The sequence below is a fragment of the Candidatus Pelagibacter sp. PS_17 genome, from assembly GCF_059417945.1.
In genome coordinates this window covers 1,271,531-1,284,482 of sequence record NZ_CM182073.1, presented here as the reverse complement: position 1 = coordinate 1,284,482, position 12,952 = coordinate 1,271,531, and the positions used below count along the sequence as shown (strand labels likewise).

The 12,952-nt window shown below is 28.2% G+C and carries 18 protein-coding genes; 11 read left to right on the top strand and 7 right to left on the bottom strand.

Features of this window, described 5'->3' with window-relative positions; genetic code table 11:
* Positions 1 to 672 (top strand): DNA polymerase III subunit epsilon, encoded by a 672-nt coding sequence (gene dnaQ / locus AC5SML_RS06840; RefSeq protein WP_271480205.1) that lies wholly within the window; start codon positions 1 to 3, stop codon positions 670 to 672.
* Here the strand turns inward: dnaQ and AC5SML_RS06835 are convergent.
* Together AC5SML_RS06835 and AC5SML_RS06830 are read right to left on the bottom strand one after the other, a co-directional pair.
* Entirely contained in the window at positions 665 to 1,087 is a 423-nt protein-coding gene (locus tag AC5SML_RS06835) for a protein-export chaperone SecB (protein WP_494617142.1), read from the bottom strand. The genes dnaQ and AC5SML_RS06835 overlap by 8 nt on opposite strands.
* Positions 1,071 to 1,493, bottom strand: coding sequence for an FxsA family protein (locus AC5SML_RS06830; protein WP_006997570.1), 423 nt, complete (start codon positions 1,491 to 1,493; stop codon positions 1,071 to 1,073). Before AC5SML_RS06830 ends, AC5SML_RS06835 begins: the two co-directional genes overlap by 17 nt.
* A 59-nt stretch (positions 1,494 to 1,552) precedes the next feature.
* Here AC5SML_RS06830 and AC5SML_RS06825 point away from each other — a divergent pair, with 59 nt between their 5' ends.
* Both AC5SML_RS06825 and AC5SML_RS06820 read left to right on the top strand, forming a co-directional pair.
* The gene (locus tag AC5SML_RS06825; protein WP_011281635.1) at positions 1,553 to 2,146 is read left to right on the top strand and encodes a Tim44/TimA family putative adaptor protein; all 594 of its coding nucleotides are present in this window, start codon (positions 1,553 to 1,555) and stop codon (positions 2,144 to 2,146) included.
* The gene (locus tag AC5SML_RS06820; RefSeq protein ID WP_494617141.1) at positions 2,147 to 2,668 is read left to right on the top strand and encodes a Smr/MutS family protein; all 522 of its coding nucleotides are present in this window, start codon (positions 2,147 to 2,149) and stop codon (positions 2,666 to 2,668) included. It abuts the gene before it with no gap.
* Here the strand turns inward: AC5SML_RS06820 and hslU are convergent.
* Both hslU and hslV read right to left on the bottom strand, forming a co-directional pair.
* Entirely contained in the window at positions 2,658 to 4,025 is a 1,368-nt protein-coding gene (gene hslU / locus AC5SML_RS06815) for an ATP-dependent protease ATPase subunit HslU (RefSeq protein ID WP_494617140.1), read from the bottom strand. The two genes, AC5SML_RS06820 and hslU, sit on opposite strands and share 11 nt — an antisense overlap.
* Positions 4,025 to 4,540, bottom strand: a complete 516-nt coding sequence (gene hslV, locus AC5SML_RS06810) for an ATP-dependent protease subunit HslV (protein WP_006997574.1) — start codon at positions 4,538 to 4,540, stop codon at positions 4,025 to 4,027. The genes hslU and hslV overlap by 1 nt, the downstream gene beginning before the upstream one ends.
* Before the next feature lie 91 nt (positions 4,541 to 4,631).
* Here hslV and hisB point away from each other — a divergent pair, with 91 nt between their 5' ends.
* From hisB to AC5SML_RS06775, 7 genes are read left to right on the top strand one after another with little or no spacing between them, the layout of a single operon-like run.
* Complete coding sequence (gene hisB / locus AC5SML_RS06805; protein ID WP_018413686.1) at positions 4,632 to 5,222, top strand: imidazoleglycerol-phosphate dehydratase HisB; 591 nt, start codon at positions 4,632 to 4,634, stop codon at positions 5,220 to 5,222.
* Positions 5,223 to 5,227: 5 nt separating this feature from the next.
* Positions 5,228 to 5,854, top strand: a complete 627-nt coding sequence (hisH, locus tag AC5SML_RS06800; protein WP_494617139.1) for an imidazole glycerol phosphate synthase subunit HisH — start codon at positions 5,228 to 5,230, stop codon at positions 5,852 to 5,854.
* A 2-nt stretch (positions 5,855 to 5,856) separates the two neighbouring features.
* A complete protein-coding gene (hisA, locus tag AC5SML_RS06795; protein WP_494617137.1) occupies positions 5,857 to 6,576 on the top strand; it encodes a 1-(5-phosphoribosyl)-5-[(5-phosphoribosylamino)methylideneamino]imidazole-4-carboxamide isomerase in 720 nt (239 codons plus the stop codon).
* Positions 6,569 to 7,324: an imidazole glycerol phosphate synthase subunit HisF gene (gene hisF, locus AC5SML_RS06790; RefSeq protein ID WP_494617136.1), complete on the top strand. Its 756-nt coding sequence runs from the start codon at positions 6,569 to 6,571 to the stop codon at positions 7,322 to 7,324. The genes hisA and hisF overlap by 8 nt, the downstream gene beginning before the upstream one ends.
* Positions 7,325 to 7,326: 2 nt before the next feature.
* Entirely contained in the window at positions 7,327 to 7,632 is a 306-nt protein-coding gene (hisE, locus tag AC5SML_RS06785; RefSeq protein WP_494617135.1) for a phosphoribosyl-ATP diphosphatase, read from the top strand.
* On the top strand, positions 7,632 to 7,997 hold the full coding sequence (locus tag AC5SML_RS06780) for an HIT domain-containing protein (protein ID WP_018413681.1): 366 nt from the start codon (positions 7,632 to 7,634) through the stop codon (positions 7,995 to 7,997). The genes hisE and AC5SML_RS06780 overlap by 1 nt, the downstream gene beginning before the upstream one ends.
* Complete coding sequence (locus tag AC5SML_RS06775) at positions 7,994 to 8,497, top strand: GNAT family N-acetyltransferase (protein ID WP_494617133.1); 504 nt, start codon at positions 7,994 to 7,996, stop codon at positions 8,495 to 8,497. The genes AC5SML_RS06780 and AC5SML_RS06775 overlap by 4 nt, the downstream gene beginning before the upstream one ends.
* Here AC5SML_RS06775 and AC5SML_RS06770 read toward each other — a convergent pair whose 3' ends face one another.
* Positions 8,498 to 9,052: a LolA family protein gene (locus AC5SML_RS06770; protein WP_020168941.1), complete on the bottom strand. Its 555-nt coding sequence runs from the start codon at positions 9,050 to 9,052 to the stop codon at positions 8,498 to 8,500. It lies immediately after the preceding gene.
* On the bottom strand, positions 9,052 to 11,142 hold the full coding sequence (locus AC5SML_RS06765) for an FtsK/SpoIIIE family DNA translocase (RefSeq protein WP_494617132.1): 2,091 nt from the start codon (positions 11,140 to 11,142) through the stop codon (positions 9,052 to 9,054). Before AC5SML_RS06765 ends, AC5SML_RS06770 begins: the two co-directional genes overlap by 1 nt.
* Positions 11,143 to 11,206: 64 nt before the next feature.
* Between AC5SML_RS06765 and AC5SML_RS06760 the strand changes: the two genes are divergently transcribed.
* A complete protein-coding gene (locus AC5SML_RS06760; RefSeq protein WP_494617130.1) occupies positions 11,207 to 12,301 on the top strand; it encodes an FAD-dependent monooxygenase in 1,095 nt (364 codons plus the stop codon).
* Positions 12,302 to 12,303: 2 nt separating this feature from the next.
* On the opposite strand, the gene AC5SML_RS06755 is transcribed toward AC5SML_RS06760, so the two are convergent.
* Positions 12,304 to 12,939, bottom strand: a complete 636-nt coding sequence (locus AC5SML_RS06755) for an LON peptidase substrate-binding domain-containing protein (protein ID WP_020168938.1) — start codon at positions 12,937 to 12,939, stop codon at positions 12,304 to 12,306.
* Between the last annotated feature and the right edge of the window lie 13 nt (positions 12,940 to 12,952).

Below are 12,952 nucleotides of genomic sequence, written 5' to 3'. Positions count from 1 at the left end.
ATGAAAGAAGTGATATTAGACACTGAAACAACAGGACTATCTGCTAGAGATGGACATAGAATTGTAGAAATCGGATGTATTGAGTTAGAAAATTTGATACCAACCAAAAATAGATTTCATTGTTATCTTAATCCTGAAAGAAAAGTTTCTGAAAAAGCCCTAGAAGTTCATGGTTATACGGATGAATTTTTATCTACTCACAAAAAGTTTGGAGATATAGTTGATGAGTTTTTGGGTTTTATAGAAAATAAGAGACTTGTAATACATAACGCTGAATTTGACCTATCTCACTTAAACAATGAATTATCATTGCTAGGTAAGGCAAAATTAAATAGTGAAAATGTTGTGGACACACTTACTTTAGCCAGGGATAAATTTCCAGGCTCTCCAATAAGTCTTGATGCGTTGTGTAAAAGATACAGAATAGATAACTCAAAAAGAACACAACATACTGCCCTTATTGACTGTGATCTATTAGCTAAAGTTTATATTAATCTTCTTGATCAAAAAGAACCAACTTTAAATTTTAAAAATGAAGATAATGAAAAAATAATAATAAACTCCAATGACACAAACCAGTATTATAAAAAAGTAGTTAAACCATCAGAGACAGAACTTAAACTTCATAAAGAATATCTAAAAAATAGTTTAAAGAAGAATTTTTTTAATTAGCTCTTTGTTTGTATAATTCAGTAAAATTAATTTTTTTTTCAAATTTTATTCCAGGATAGCCAGAGTCGGTTAATAAATTTAAAAATATTCTCTCTAAGTCAGGGTAAATTTTATTAGGCACGTCACATAGAATAATTTTTTCCATTTCTTTTTTATCAGAAACCTTTTCATCTACTTTAACTATAGATGTGTAAGTTATCTCAAAATGTGCTTTTTTTAAAATTTCAGGTTGGTCTGAAAATTTTATGATTGTGTTGACTTCAATAATTCCATTTTTCACTGCCTTTGAATTAATATCAATGTTTAATTTGTATTTAGAAATTTTATCTCTTACAAATATATGTGTTGAAGTGTCAGGTGTTTCACTCGACATATCTTTAATAAAACTTCCAATAATTTTATAATTTTCTGTCATTTTCATCCTCTATATCTTCAAATTCACCATTAATAAAATCTTGTTTTTTATTTATAGGCTTTTTTTTAATTGATACTTTTTTAAATATCAATTTTCTTGTTGGTGGAAATATTATTAATAAACCCAAGAAGTCTGTAGCAAAACCAGGTAAAATCAAAAGTAATGCTGCAAATGCTAAAGCTGCACCAGAAATAATTTCATAAACTGGCAGTTCATTTTTTACCATTTGAGACATTCCGGACTTTAGAGTGTTAAAGCCCTCATATCTGGCGTAGATAACCCCAAAAAAAGCCGTAATAAAGATAAGTAAAATGGTGTTAAAGGCTCCAATTTGAGAACCCAGCTTGATAAATAAATAAATCTCAACGATTGGAATACCAACTAATAATAATAAAAATGTGTTCATTTGTCCTTAGTCTAAATTGCTAGTTGTAATTAATCAACATAGTAAATATTATTAAATTTATGAGTTATAGTTTTGAATACATAGATATTATTCTTTTAGCAATGATTGCTGGTTTTATCTTTCTTCGTCTTAGAGGAATACTTGGTAAAAAAACTGGTTTCGAAGGAAAAATTCCACCACAATTTGAAAAGGAATTTCAAAAAACAAATATAACCCCAAAACCAGTTAGTGAAAATTTTGATGAGGTGTCACAAAAAGAATTTTTAAAAGGCGCTAAAATTGCTTATGAAACAATTATTACAGATTTTAGTGATAGTGATAATAAGCTGATAGCAAGCAAACCACTTTTAAGTAAAAAAATTTATGATCAGTTTAAAGAGGCGCTTGAAGATAGAGCTAACAAAGGTCATTTTGCTGAAATAACTTTTATAGGGATTAAGTCAGCTGTAATTAAAACGCACAAAAAAATTGAAGATAGCTTAGAAGTTACAGTAGATTTTGTTAGTGAAATTATAACATGTATAAAAGATAAAGATAAAAATATTGTATCAGGGGATAGTGATAAAATAAAAACTGTTTATGATACTTGGGTTTTTTCAAAAGACATTAAATCATCAAATCCAAATTGGTTATTAATTAATACTATTACCTAATTGATTAAGAAGATAACAGACAAAGATAAAGAAGATTGGGAAAACTTCCTAAATAATAAAAAAAAAATTCTTAATAAAAATTCTGTAAAACAAAAAGATATAAATAACCCAGACAAAAACATACAGGACTGGGAAAATTTTTTAAACACTAAAGAGAAAATTCCCAATAAAGATTTTATTCTTAAAAAAAATATAAGATACGAGAAGATAAAGAAAATAGATTTGCATGGTTACACTATTGAAGAAGCAAATAAGGCCATAGAACAATTTATTCAAAAATGTTTTGATGAAAATGTTACTAAAATAATAGTGATTACAGGTAAGGGACTAAGATCTAAAAATATAGAAAATCCTTACCTCTCAAAGGATTTAAGTATATTAAAATATTCAGTTCCAGAATTTATTGAAAAAAATAAAAGTTTAACACAGTTTATTATTGAAACTGCAGATGCTAAGATTGAAGATGGTGGTAGTGGAGCTTTTTATATTTATCTTAAAAATAAAAACAAATTTAAAGAATAAATTTAGATAAATCTATATCCTTAACAAGTTCATCTAGGTTTTGTCTTACATAATCAGAATCTATTATAATTTTTTCACCAGCTCTATCTGTTGCAGTAAAACTAATATCATCTAATATTCTTTCTATAATAGTATGAAGTCTTCTAGCACCAATATTTTCTACAGTGTTATTAACTTCTGAAGCCATATTGGCAATTGCATCGATACCATCATCAGAAAATTCTAGCTCAACGTTTTCTGTTTTTAAAAGAGCAACATATTGTTTTATCAAACTATAGTCTGGTTCTTTAAGAATTCTTTTAAAGTCATCACTGGTTAAAGCTTCAAGCTCAACTCTTATTGGAAGTCTACCTTGTAACTCTGGAAGTAAGTCTGAAGGTTTAGCAAGCTGGAATGCTCCAGATGCAATAAATAAGATATGATCAGTTTTAATTGTACCGTACTTTGTACTTACTGTCGTTCCCTCAATTAAAGGAAGCAAATCCCTTTGCACTCCTTCTCTAGAAACATCTCCACCAGATCTATCTGTTCTTCCTGAAATTTTATCTATTTCATCTAAAAAAACTATTCCATTATTTTCTGTTGAATCTTTTGCTGATTTTATAATTTTATCTTCTTCTATTAACTTGTCAGCTTCATCATTAATTAAAATTTCATGAGATTCTTTGACAGTCATTTTCTTCTTTTTCTGTTTATTACCAACAGATTTTCCAATCATCTCTCCAATATTTATCATTCCAATGTTTGCTCCAGGCATTCCAGGAATTTCAAATGCAGCTTGAGAGCCACTATTATTTACTTCAATTTCAATTTCGTTATCATCTAAATCACCATCTCTTAATCTTTTTCTAAAACTTTCTCTAGTAGCAAGACTTGCTTTATTTCCAACTAGAGCATCCAAAACTTTTTCTTCTGCTAATTTTTGTGCTTTCGTATGAACTTCTTTTCTTTTTTTTACTTTCTCCATTGCAATTGCAATTTCAAGAAGATCTCTTATAATTTGTTCAACATCTCTCCCAACATATCCAACCTCAGTAAATCTTGTAGCCTCCACCTTTACAAAAGGAGCCTCAGCTAACTTAGATAGTCTTCTAGAAATTTCTGTTTTACCAACTCCAGTTGGCCCAATCATTAAAATATTTTTAGGTAAAACTTCATTCTTCATTTCACCTTTTAAAGCTTGTCTTCTCCACCTATTTCTTAAAGCAATAGCCACCGCCTTTTTAGCTTTATTTTGTCCAACAACATATCTGTCTAATTCAGAAACTATTTCTCTAGGTGATAAAGAACTGACTAAAGAGTTATCTTTCTTTTCAGTTTTTTCTTTTGGAAAAGGTGTAACGTTTGTGTCTTCCATTAAATTTTTTCAATTTTAATATTATTATTAGTGAATACACAAATTTCAGATGCAACTTGAATTGCTTTTTTAGCAACTTCTTCAGCACTCAAATCTGTATCTAATAAAACCTTAGCAGCAGCCAAAGCATAATTTCCACCTGATCCTATACCTATGGCATCACCCTCTGGTTCTAACACATCACCAGTTCCTGAGATTATAAAGCTATTCTCTTTATCGCCAATAGCCATTAAAGCTTCAAGTCTTCTTAAATATTTGTCAGTTCTCCAGTCTTTTGCTAACTCGACAGCTGCTCTTGGAAGATTACCAGCATGTTTTTCAAGTTTTGCTTCTAGCCTTTCAAACAAAGTTAGAGCATCTGCAGTTGATCCAGCAAATCCAGCTATTACATTTCTTTTTTCAATTTTTCTAACTTTTGCAGCAGTACTTTTTATAACTGTATTGCCCATACTAACCTGGCCATCTCCAGCAACCACTACTTCATTGTTTTTTCTAATAAGTACTATTGTAGTCATAGATTATAAATGGATATTAATTTTTATTCTTCAAGTAGTAGATTGCAAATATTGATATAGTTAATTAATCCCTATATACATATTATATATTATGAGCAGAATTGGAAAAGTTTCCAGAAAAACAAAAGAAACCAGTATTAGTGTTGAAGTTAATATTGATGGCAAAGGTCAATATAAAATTGATACTGGAATAGGTTTTTTAGATCATATGCTCGAACAATTATCAAAGCATTCACTTATTGATTTAAAAGTTAAAGCAAAAGGTGACACTCATATAGATCTTCACCACACAACAGAAGATACTGGAATTGCTATAGGTGAGGCTTTAAAAAAAGCATTGAAAGATTTTAAAGGAATTAAGAGATACGCTCATGCAATGATTCCAATGGATGAAACATTAACAAGAGTTGCAATTGATGTTTCAAATAGACCTTATTTAATATGGAAAGTTAAATTAAAAGTAGAAAGACTTGGAGAGATGGACACAGAACTTTTTAAAGAATGGTTTCAAGCTTTTTCTCAATCAGCAGGAATAACTTTGCACATGGAAAATATTTATGGAGATAATAGCCATCATATAATTGAGTCTTGTTATAAGGCTCTTGCAAGATCATTAAGAACAGCTTTAGAGATAGACCCTAGAAATAAGAAGAGCATTCCATCAACTAAAGGCTCATTATAAGTTTAATGAATGTCACAATTGTTGATTATAACTCAGGAAATATCAGCTCTGTAATAAATTCCTTTAAAGAAGTCGCTAAAGATAAAGTTAATATTGAAGTAACATCAGACTTAAATAAGATTAAATCAAGCGATAAAGTAGTTTTACCGGGACAGGGATCGTTTAAGAGCTGCGTTGATGCATTAAATGCCATAAATGGCTTAGTAGAAACACTAAATGAGTTTACAGTTACTAATAAAAAACCTCTTCTTGGAATTTGTGTTGGTTTACAGATGTTTGCAGATCTTGGATATGAAGAAACTGAAACAAAAGGGCTTGGTTGGATTTCAGGAAAAGTTTCAAAGATTGATAATCAAAATAATAAATTCAAACTTCCGCACATTGGTTGGAATGAAATTAATATTGTTAAAGAAAGTAAGATTTTTAAGAACATAGAAAATAAGTCACATATGTATTTTGTACACAGCTACGAATTTATTCCAGATGATAAAAGTGTAATTTCAGCAACAACAAATTATTCATCAAATATTGTCTGTTCAGTTGAAAGAGAAAATATCTTTGGAACCCAGTTTCACCCTGAAAAGAGTGATAAATTAGGACTTAAAATTATAGAAAATTTTTTAAATTTATAAATATGAAAATATTTCCAGCTATAGATATTAAAGATAAGAAATGTGTAAGATTAATTAAAGGGGACTTTAATAATAAAACTGAATATGAAATATCACCGGTTGATCAAGCTGGTAAATACAAAGATTATGGCTTTAAAAATTTACATATTGTTGATTTAGATGGTGCCTTAACAGGAGAGACAGTTAACCTGGATATTATTAAAGAAATAGTTCATAAATTTGATTTAAAAATTGAAGTAGGTGGAGGCGTTAGAAGCATTGATAGTATTGAAAAATATATAAATGCAGGAGTTGAAAAAGTTATTTTAGGAAGCGCAGCTATAAAAGATAAAAATTTTTTAAAAGAAGCATGTCAAAAATTTCCAAATAAAATTGCCTTAGGTCTAGATGCTAAAGATGGATACTTGTCAGTTTCAGGATGGAAGGAAAATTCTAATCAATTAACTTTAGATTTTTTAAAAGAAGTAAACGATTATGGTGCTAGCAGATTAATTTATACAGACATAAATAGAGATGGTACCAAACAAAGTCCTAATTTTGAAGAAACAATTAATGTTGCAAATGTATCTAATTGCCCAGTAATTATTTCAGGAGGAGTGTCTTCAATTGATGACATTAAAAAAGCAAAAGGTTTAAAAAATATTGAAGGAATAATAGTTGGTAAGGCTATTTATGATGGTGATATTAAATTGGAAGAATTAGTAAAAGAATTAGATGCTTAAAAATAGAATTATACCCTGTTTAGATGTTAAAAATGGGAGAGTTGTTAAAGGAATTAACTTTGTAGATTTAAAAGATGCTGGCGATCCAGTTGAGCAAGCTAAAATTTATAGTGATGGAGGTGCTGATGAGATTTGTTTTTTAGACATTACTGCTTCCAATGAAAATAGAGACACAATATATGATGTGGTTGAAAGAACGTCTAAAAAATGTTTTGTGCCGTTAACGGTTGGGGGTGGGGTTAGAGGAGTTGAAGATATTAATAAATTACTAAATTGTGGCGCAGATAAAGTTTCAATCAATACTGCGGCAGTTCAAAACCCTGAAATGATAATTGAAAGTTCAAAAAAATTTGGATCACAGTGCATTGTTATTGCAATAGATGCTAAAAAAAATGGCAATAAATGGGAGGTTTTTACTCATGGTGGAAGAAAAAACACAAATATAGATGCAATAGAATTTGCAAAAAAAATGGAAGATAATGGAGCAGGAGAATTATTAGTTACTTCTATGGATAGAGATGGCACTCAAATTGGTTATGATAATGATTTAATGTTTAAAATATCTTCAACAGTTAATATACCAGTGATTGCCTCTGGCGGAGTAGGTAACCTGGATCATCTAGTTGATGGTATAAGACTTGGCAATGCTAGCGCTGTACTAGCAGCTTCAATCTTTCATTACGGAACACATTCAATTAATGAAGCTAAACAATATTTGAATTCAAAAGGAATTCCCGTTAGAATTTAGAGATGTCAGAAAATCTATTAAATTTAGTAAATACAATTAGAGACAGAAAAAATAAGGATGAAGATAAATCTTATACTTCATCGTTATTATCAGGTGGCCTGTCAAAATGTATAAATAAAATGGAAGAAGAATTTGATGAACTAAAAGAGGCCCTAAATGATAAATCTAATATAGTTCATGAAGCAGCAGATACAATATATCATATATTAGTTGCACTTGAGGCAGCCGATATTAAGTTTGAAGACGTCTTAAAAGAGTTGGAAGACAGAAAAAAACAATCAGGTATTGAAGAAAAGAATAATAGATAATGAGTTACGACAAAAATAATATTTTTGCAAAAATTTTGAGAAAAGAAATTCCTTGTAAAAAAATATTTGAAAATGAACATGTCCTTTCTTTTCATGATATAAGTCCTCAAAAAAAAATACATGCACTAGTTATTCCAAAAGGTGAATACATTGATTTAGATGATTTTAATGCTAGAGCTTCAGATCAAGAGATAGTTGCGTTAAGTAAAGCTATTACAGAAGTTTCGAAAATATTAAATATCTCAACAGACACAGGTAAAGGTTATAGAGCTTTAACAAATTTGAGTGAAGATGGCGGTCAAGAGGTTCCACATTTACACTTCCATTTATTTGGAGGAGAAAAAGTTGGAAAAATGGTTGAGTGACAGAAAAAATTTATCGAAGTTATTTAGAGATAAGATCTCTAGATGAATTAAAAGAAGTTAAGAGGCCTGCAGAGAATTACTCCGTAGAGCTTGTAGACCCAAAAGATTTTCAATTAAATAAATTTTTTTACAAATCTATTGGTAAGAATTGTCAATGGGTTGATAGACTTATTTGGACAAACTTAAAATGGACAGATTATGTTTCTAATGACCAGTTATTTACATACATTCTTAAAGATAAAAGTGAAATAGCTGGCTATTTTGAACTCTTATTTAATAAACAAAGCAAAGAAGCTGAAATTGCTTATTTTGGAATTTTAGAAGAATATTTTGGAAAAAAATTAGGAGGATATTTATTAAGTGAGGCAATTAAGTGCTCATTTAATATGGGTGGTGTAAGAGTTTGGCTTCACACTTGTTCTCTCGATCACAAAAATGCGTTAAAAAATTACCTAGCTAGAGGTATGAAAAATTTTAAGTCTGAAACCTTAATTAGATGATTAATTATTTTCAGGTAATTTAAAAATATTTCCATCTATCTCTTGGTTTTTTTTGATAGAAGAAATAAATGTTATTGATAAATTTTGATAAATATCTTCAGTTTGCCATCCAATTAAATTTAAATCTTTCTTATCAAAAAAAATATTAATTTCGTTATTGTTCTCAAAAATTTTAAAATTTAAATACTTATTGTCGATATCCCTTGGCTCCAGTTTTTCTATCTTAGAAATTAGATATTCTTTATCTAGTAAAAATTCTAAAGGAGTTTTGTTAAGTGGGTAGCGATAATAACTTCCCTTGTTACTGGTTTTAATAACTAAAGATTTTCCATTTGATACTAAATTTTTTTTATTAGGATTACTGTACTCACAAAAAATTTTTTTAGGATATTCAATGATACATTTTCCATCTTCACTTTTATCATTAATTGTTTGTATAAAATTGAAACTTAAATTATTAGTAAGTTTCATTTGCGAAATTATTTTATCTTTTGATGATGAGTTGGCTGGAAGATAAAAACTGAAAAACAATAAGATAATTATTATTTTACGCATTAAAGCACATCTCTTTTACCAACATGATTAGCTTTACTCACAACTCCGTCCGCTTCCATCATATCAATAATTCTTGCAGCTCTATTATACCCTATTTGCAATTTTCTTTGTAAAAATGAAGTAGATGCCTTGCCCTCTGATTTAATGATATCAAGTGCAGCCTGGTACAACTCATCTTTATCTCCAGAGCTAGAAGTTTCTCCACTCAATTCTTTCTCATCAGCGAAATTTAGGATTTCATCTATATAATCTGGCTCTGCTTGACTTCTTAAATAATTATTAACTTTTTCAATTTCAGTTTCAGATACAAATGGAGCATGAATTCTAACAATCCTATTTGCTGAAGACATATAAAGCATATCTCCCTTACCAAGTAGTTGCTCTGCACCTTGTTCGCCTAAAATTGTTCTACTATCTATTTTTGAGGTTACCTGAAAAGATATTCTGGTTGGAAAATTTGCTTTAATAGTTCCTGTAATAACATCAACACTTGGTCTTTGTGTGGCCATTATAATGTGAATTCCAGCAGCTCTTGCCATTTGTGATAATTTTTGAATATAATTTTCTATTTCTTTACCAGCAACAAGCATTAGGTCAGACATTTCATCAACTACAACAACAATATAGGGCATGGCCAAAGTGTGCTTAGCATTATAGCCATCAATATTACGGACTCCTTCTTTGGTCATAAGTCGGTATCTATTTTCCATCTCTTTAACAACCCAACCTAAGACAGAAGCTGCTTTTTTTGCCTCAGTAATCACAGGACATAATAAGTGAGGTATGCCTTCATAGGTTGATAGTTCAAGCATTTTAGGATCGATGAGTATGAACTTACATTTGTCTGGCGTGTGCCTGTAGAGTAAAGACAAGATAATAGTATTTATACAAACAGACTTACCTGATCCAGTGGTTCCAGCAATTAATAAGTGAGGCATAGAAGCTAAGTCTCCAACAATAGGAACACCGGAAATGTTCTTACCAAGTGCAATTGGTAATCGAATATCTTTTTTATTAAAATCAGAGTTAGAGAGTATTTCACTTAAATAAACATTCTCACGACTAGAATTTGGAAGCTCTATACCGATGGTGCTACGTCCTGGAATAGTAGCAATTCTTGCAGATTCAGAGCTAGTATTTCGAGCAATATCATCTGAGAGATTAATAATTTTTGATACTTTAACTCCTGCTGCCGGCTCAAATTCATTTAGTGTTACTACAGGGCCATGACTAACCTTTTTTATATTCCCACTAACCCCAAAATCTAATAAGATTTTTTCTAAAAATTCACTATCAATATAATCTTCATCTTTTAGTTTTTCCCTATCTTTTTGTGTTGGGATTTTAAGTAAGTCAATAGTAGGTAGTTTGAAGCGAATTTTTTTACTAGGAGATTTATTTTCACTTTTTATAAAAGGTAAATCTTCTTGAATTAAATTTGTAATTTCTTCTTGTGGTATAAATTCACTAATTATCTCATTTTCATTAGTATAATTCTTTTCTTTTTTTATAAAGATTAATTTAAAAAGTTTTTTTATTAATTTATAAAAATAAATAATTTTAAAATGAATACTAATTAAAAATAAAATTAAAATAATTAAAATTAAAAAGTAATAAGAAATTTGATAATTAATATTAATTAAAGAAGTTAAAAAAGTTGTTTCTAAATATTTTCCAATAAAACCACCATTTCCATTAATATAAAGGTTGAAGGCAGTAGGGTAAAAAAAAGAAAAAAATAAAGAACCAAATGAAGAATAAAGAACTGAATAAAAAATACTTTCAAATATCAAAAAAATTTTTTTATTCAGAACTATATTTATGCCGGAAAATATGAGAGTAAATGGAATTAATAAAGAAATGAGTCCAAAGGTTTGAAAAAAAAGATCAGCTGTATAACTTCCATTAAAACCAAGCAAATTTTTAATTTCTGTATTATCTGGGAAAATAAAATTAGGGTCATCGGGAGAAAAAGTTGCAAGGGAAACCAGCAAAAGAAGACCAATTATAACAAAAGCAATTCCAGCAGTTTCTATAATTCTATTTATACCGAAATTAATTGTATTGTTGGCTAATTTTTTAAATTCCATAAATAAATGAGTCTAATTAATCACTTTGTATCATCTAATTTTTATTGTTAAAATTAAAATTATTATGAATGTTTGTATTATTGGTGAAGGTCTAACTGCTCTATCTTTAGCTAAAAGCCTTATAAATAAAAAAATAAATGTTCATTATTATTATAAAAGTAGAAATAGTAATTTTTCCTCCAATAGAACAATAGGAATATCTAAAAGTAATTTTGAATTTTTCAAAGAAAAAATTTTTCAAATTTCAAAAAATAATTACTGGAAAATAAATAGAATAGAAATTTATACTGTTAAAATTGATACAAAAAATTTATTAAAATTTGAAAATGATAAAAATGATCTATTTTATATTATAAAAAATGATGAACTTTTAAAATCGTTAAATAGTAACCTTATTAAAAGTAAACTTTTTAAAAAAATAATATTAAGCAAAAATATTAATGAGGAGTTTTTAAATAAAAAAGAATATGATTTAATAATAAATTGTGATGCAAATAATTTTTTAGCAAAAAAATACTTTAATAAAAAAATTATTAAAAATTATAATAATCTTGCTTATACCACTATTTTAAAACATAAAAAAATAGAGAATAATACAGCAACTCAAATTTTTACAAAGCAAGGTCCAATTGCATTTTTACCAATCTCTAGCACTGAAACATCTGTAGTATACTCAATAGATATTAAGAATAAAAAATTTGATAATAACGATGTAATAGATTTAATTAATAAAAATAACCCTAAATATCTAATTAATAAAATTGATAAATTAAATAGTTTTGAGTTGAGTTCTTCAAATTTAAGAAACTATTATTATAAAAATATCTTAGCTTTTGGAGATATGCTTCACAGAGTGCACCCATTAGCAGGACAAGGATTTAATATGACAATACGAGATCTTAAAATTCTAACTAAAATTATCGAAGACAAAATTGAATTGGGTATGCAATTAGATTCACAGATATTTGATGAATTTGAAAAAAAAACGAAAGATAAAAATTTTATTTTTTCTAAAGGTATAGATTTAATATATGAATCCTTTCACCTAGATAAAAAAGTTCAAAATAAAAGCTTTAGCAAAATTCTTAAAAGAATTGGAAAAAACAAAAATCTAAATAATTATTTTATTAAACTAGCTGATGCAGGAATAAATTTTTAAGTTTACTGAATAGTTGTATTGTGAAAATCATCAAAACTGTAAGTACTCAATATTTCAGAAATCTTATCTTTTCTTGCTTCTAAATTTTTACTTTCTAATAAAATTTGTTTTTCTTCTAGTGAAAAAGGAGATGCCATTGCTAGAGCATTTATCGTTTCATTCAAATCTTGTTTCTCCAACGATTTCCAATTTATAATATATCCTTTTTTTTCAAATAATAATTTTAAATCCTTAAATATTGATTCTAGATCAGAAAATTTTAATTTCTTTTTTTCAGGAGTTAAATCAAGCTCAAAATTATCATAACTAGTTTCGCAAATACGATAAGGTTTTGAACTTTTAATTTCTTTAGTTATTTCAAACCGCGTTATACCATTTAGATCAATCATATACCTACCATCTGATGTATCTTTAAAATTGGTTATTTTACCTAAACAGCCAACCTTATGAAGACCAGGGATTGAACTATCATCATTATTTTTTGGTTGAATCAAACCAATCATCTTGTTTGTTTTCATACTATCATTAATCATTTCAATATATCTTGGTTCAAATATATTTAATGGAACCGTTGTATGTGGAAATATAATAAAGTTACTCAACGGAAAGACAGGGATAGTTTTTGGTAAATTTTTCATAAAATTTTATTAT

Excerpts from the sequence above, each read along its gene's own strand:
- AC5SML_RS06830 (WP_006997570.1), bottom strand. The coding sequence starts at position 1,493 with ATGAACACATTTTTATTATTATTAGTTGGTATTCCAATCGTTGAGATT.
- AC5SML_RS06770 (WP_020168941.1), bottom strand. The coding sequence starts at position 9,052 with ATGCGTAAAATAATAATTATCTTATTGTTTTTCAGTTTTTATCTTCCA.
- AC5SML_RS06765 (WP_494617132.1), bottom strand. The coding sequence starts at position 11,142 with ATGGAATTTAAAAAATTAGCCAACAATACAATTAATTTCGGTATAAAT.
- hisF (WP_494617136.1), top strand. The coding sequence starts at position 6,569 with ATGCTTAAAAATAGAATTATACCCTGTTTAGATGTTAAAAATGGGAGA.
- AC5SML_RS06760 (WP_494617130.1), top strand. The coding sequence starts at position 11,207 with ATGAATGTTTGTATTATTGGTGAAGGTCTAACTGCTCTATCTTTAGCT.
- hslV (WP_006997574.1), bottom strand. The coding sequence starts at position 4,540 with ATGACTACAATAGTACTTATTAGAAAAAACAATGAAGTAGTGGTTGCT.
- hisH (WP_494617139.1), top strand. The coding sequence starts at position 5,228 with ATGAATGTCACAATTGTTGATTATAACTCAGGAAATATCAGCTCTGTA.
- AC5SML_RS06755 (WP_020168938.1), bottom strand. The coding sequence starts at position 12,939 with ATGAAAAATTTACCAAAAACTATCCCTGTCTTTCCGTTGAGTAACTTT.
- AC5SML_RS06780 (WP_018413681.1), top strand. The coding sequence starts at position 7,632 with ATGAGTTACGACAAAAATAATATTTTTGCAAAAATTTTGAGAAAAGAA.
- hslU (WP_494617140.1), bottom strand. The coding sequence starts at position 4,025 with ATGGAAGACACAAACGTTACACCTTTTCCAAAAGAAAAAACTGAAAAG.
- AC5SML_RS06835 (WP_494617142.1), bottom strand. The coding sequence starts at position 1,087 with ATGACAGAAAATTATAAAATTATTGGAAGTTTTATTAAAGATATGTCG.
- dnaQ (WP_271480205.1), top strand. The coding sequence starts at position 1 with ATGAAAGAAGTGATATTAGACACTGAAACAACAGGACTATCTGCTAGA.
- hisE (WP_494617135.1), top strand. The coding sequence starts at position 7,327 with ATGTCAGAAAATCTATTAAATTTAGTAAATACAATTAGAGACAGAAAA.
- hisB (WP_018413686.1), top strand. The coding sequence starts at position 4,632 with ATGAGCAGAATTGGAAAAGTTTCCAGAAAAACAAAAGAAACCAGTATT.
- hisA (WP_494617137.1), top strand. The coding sequence starts at position 5,857 with ATGAAAATATTTCCAGCTATAGATATTAAAGATAAGAAATGTGTAAGA.
- AC5SML_RS06825 (WP_011281635.1), top strand. The coding sequence starts at position 1,553 with ATGAGTTATAGTTTTGAATACATAGATATTATTCTTTTAGCAATGATT.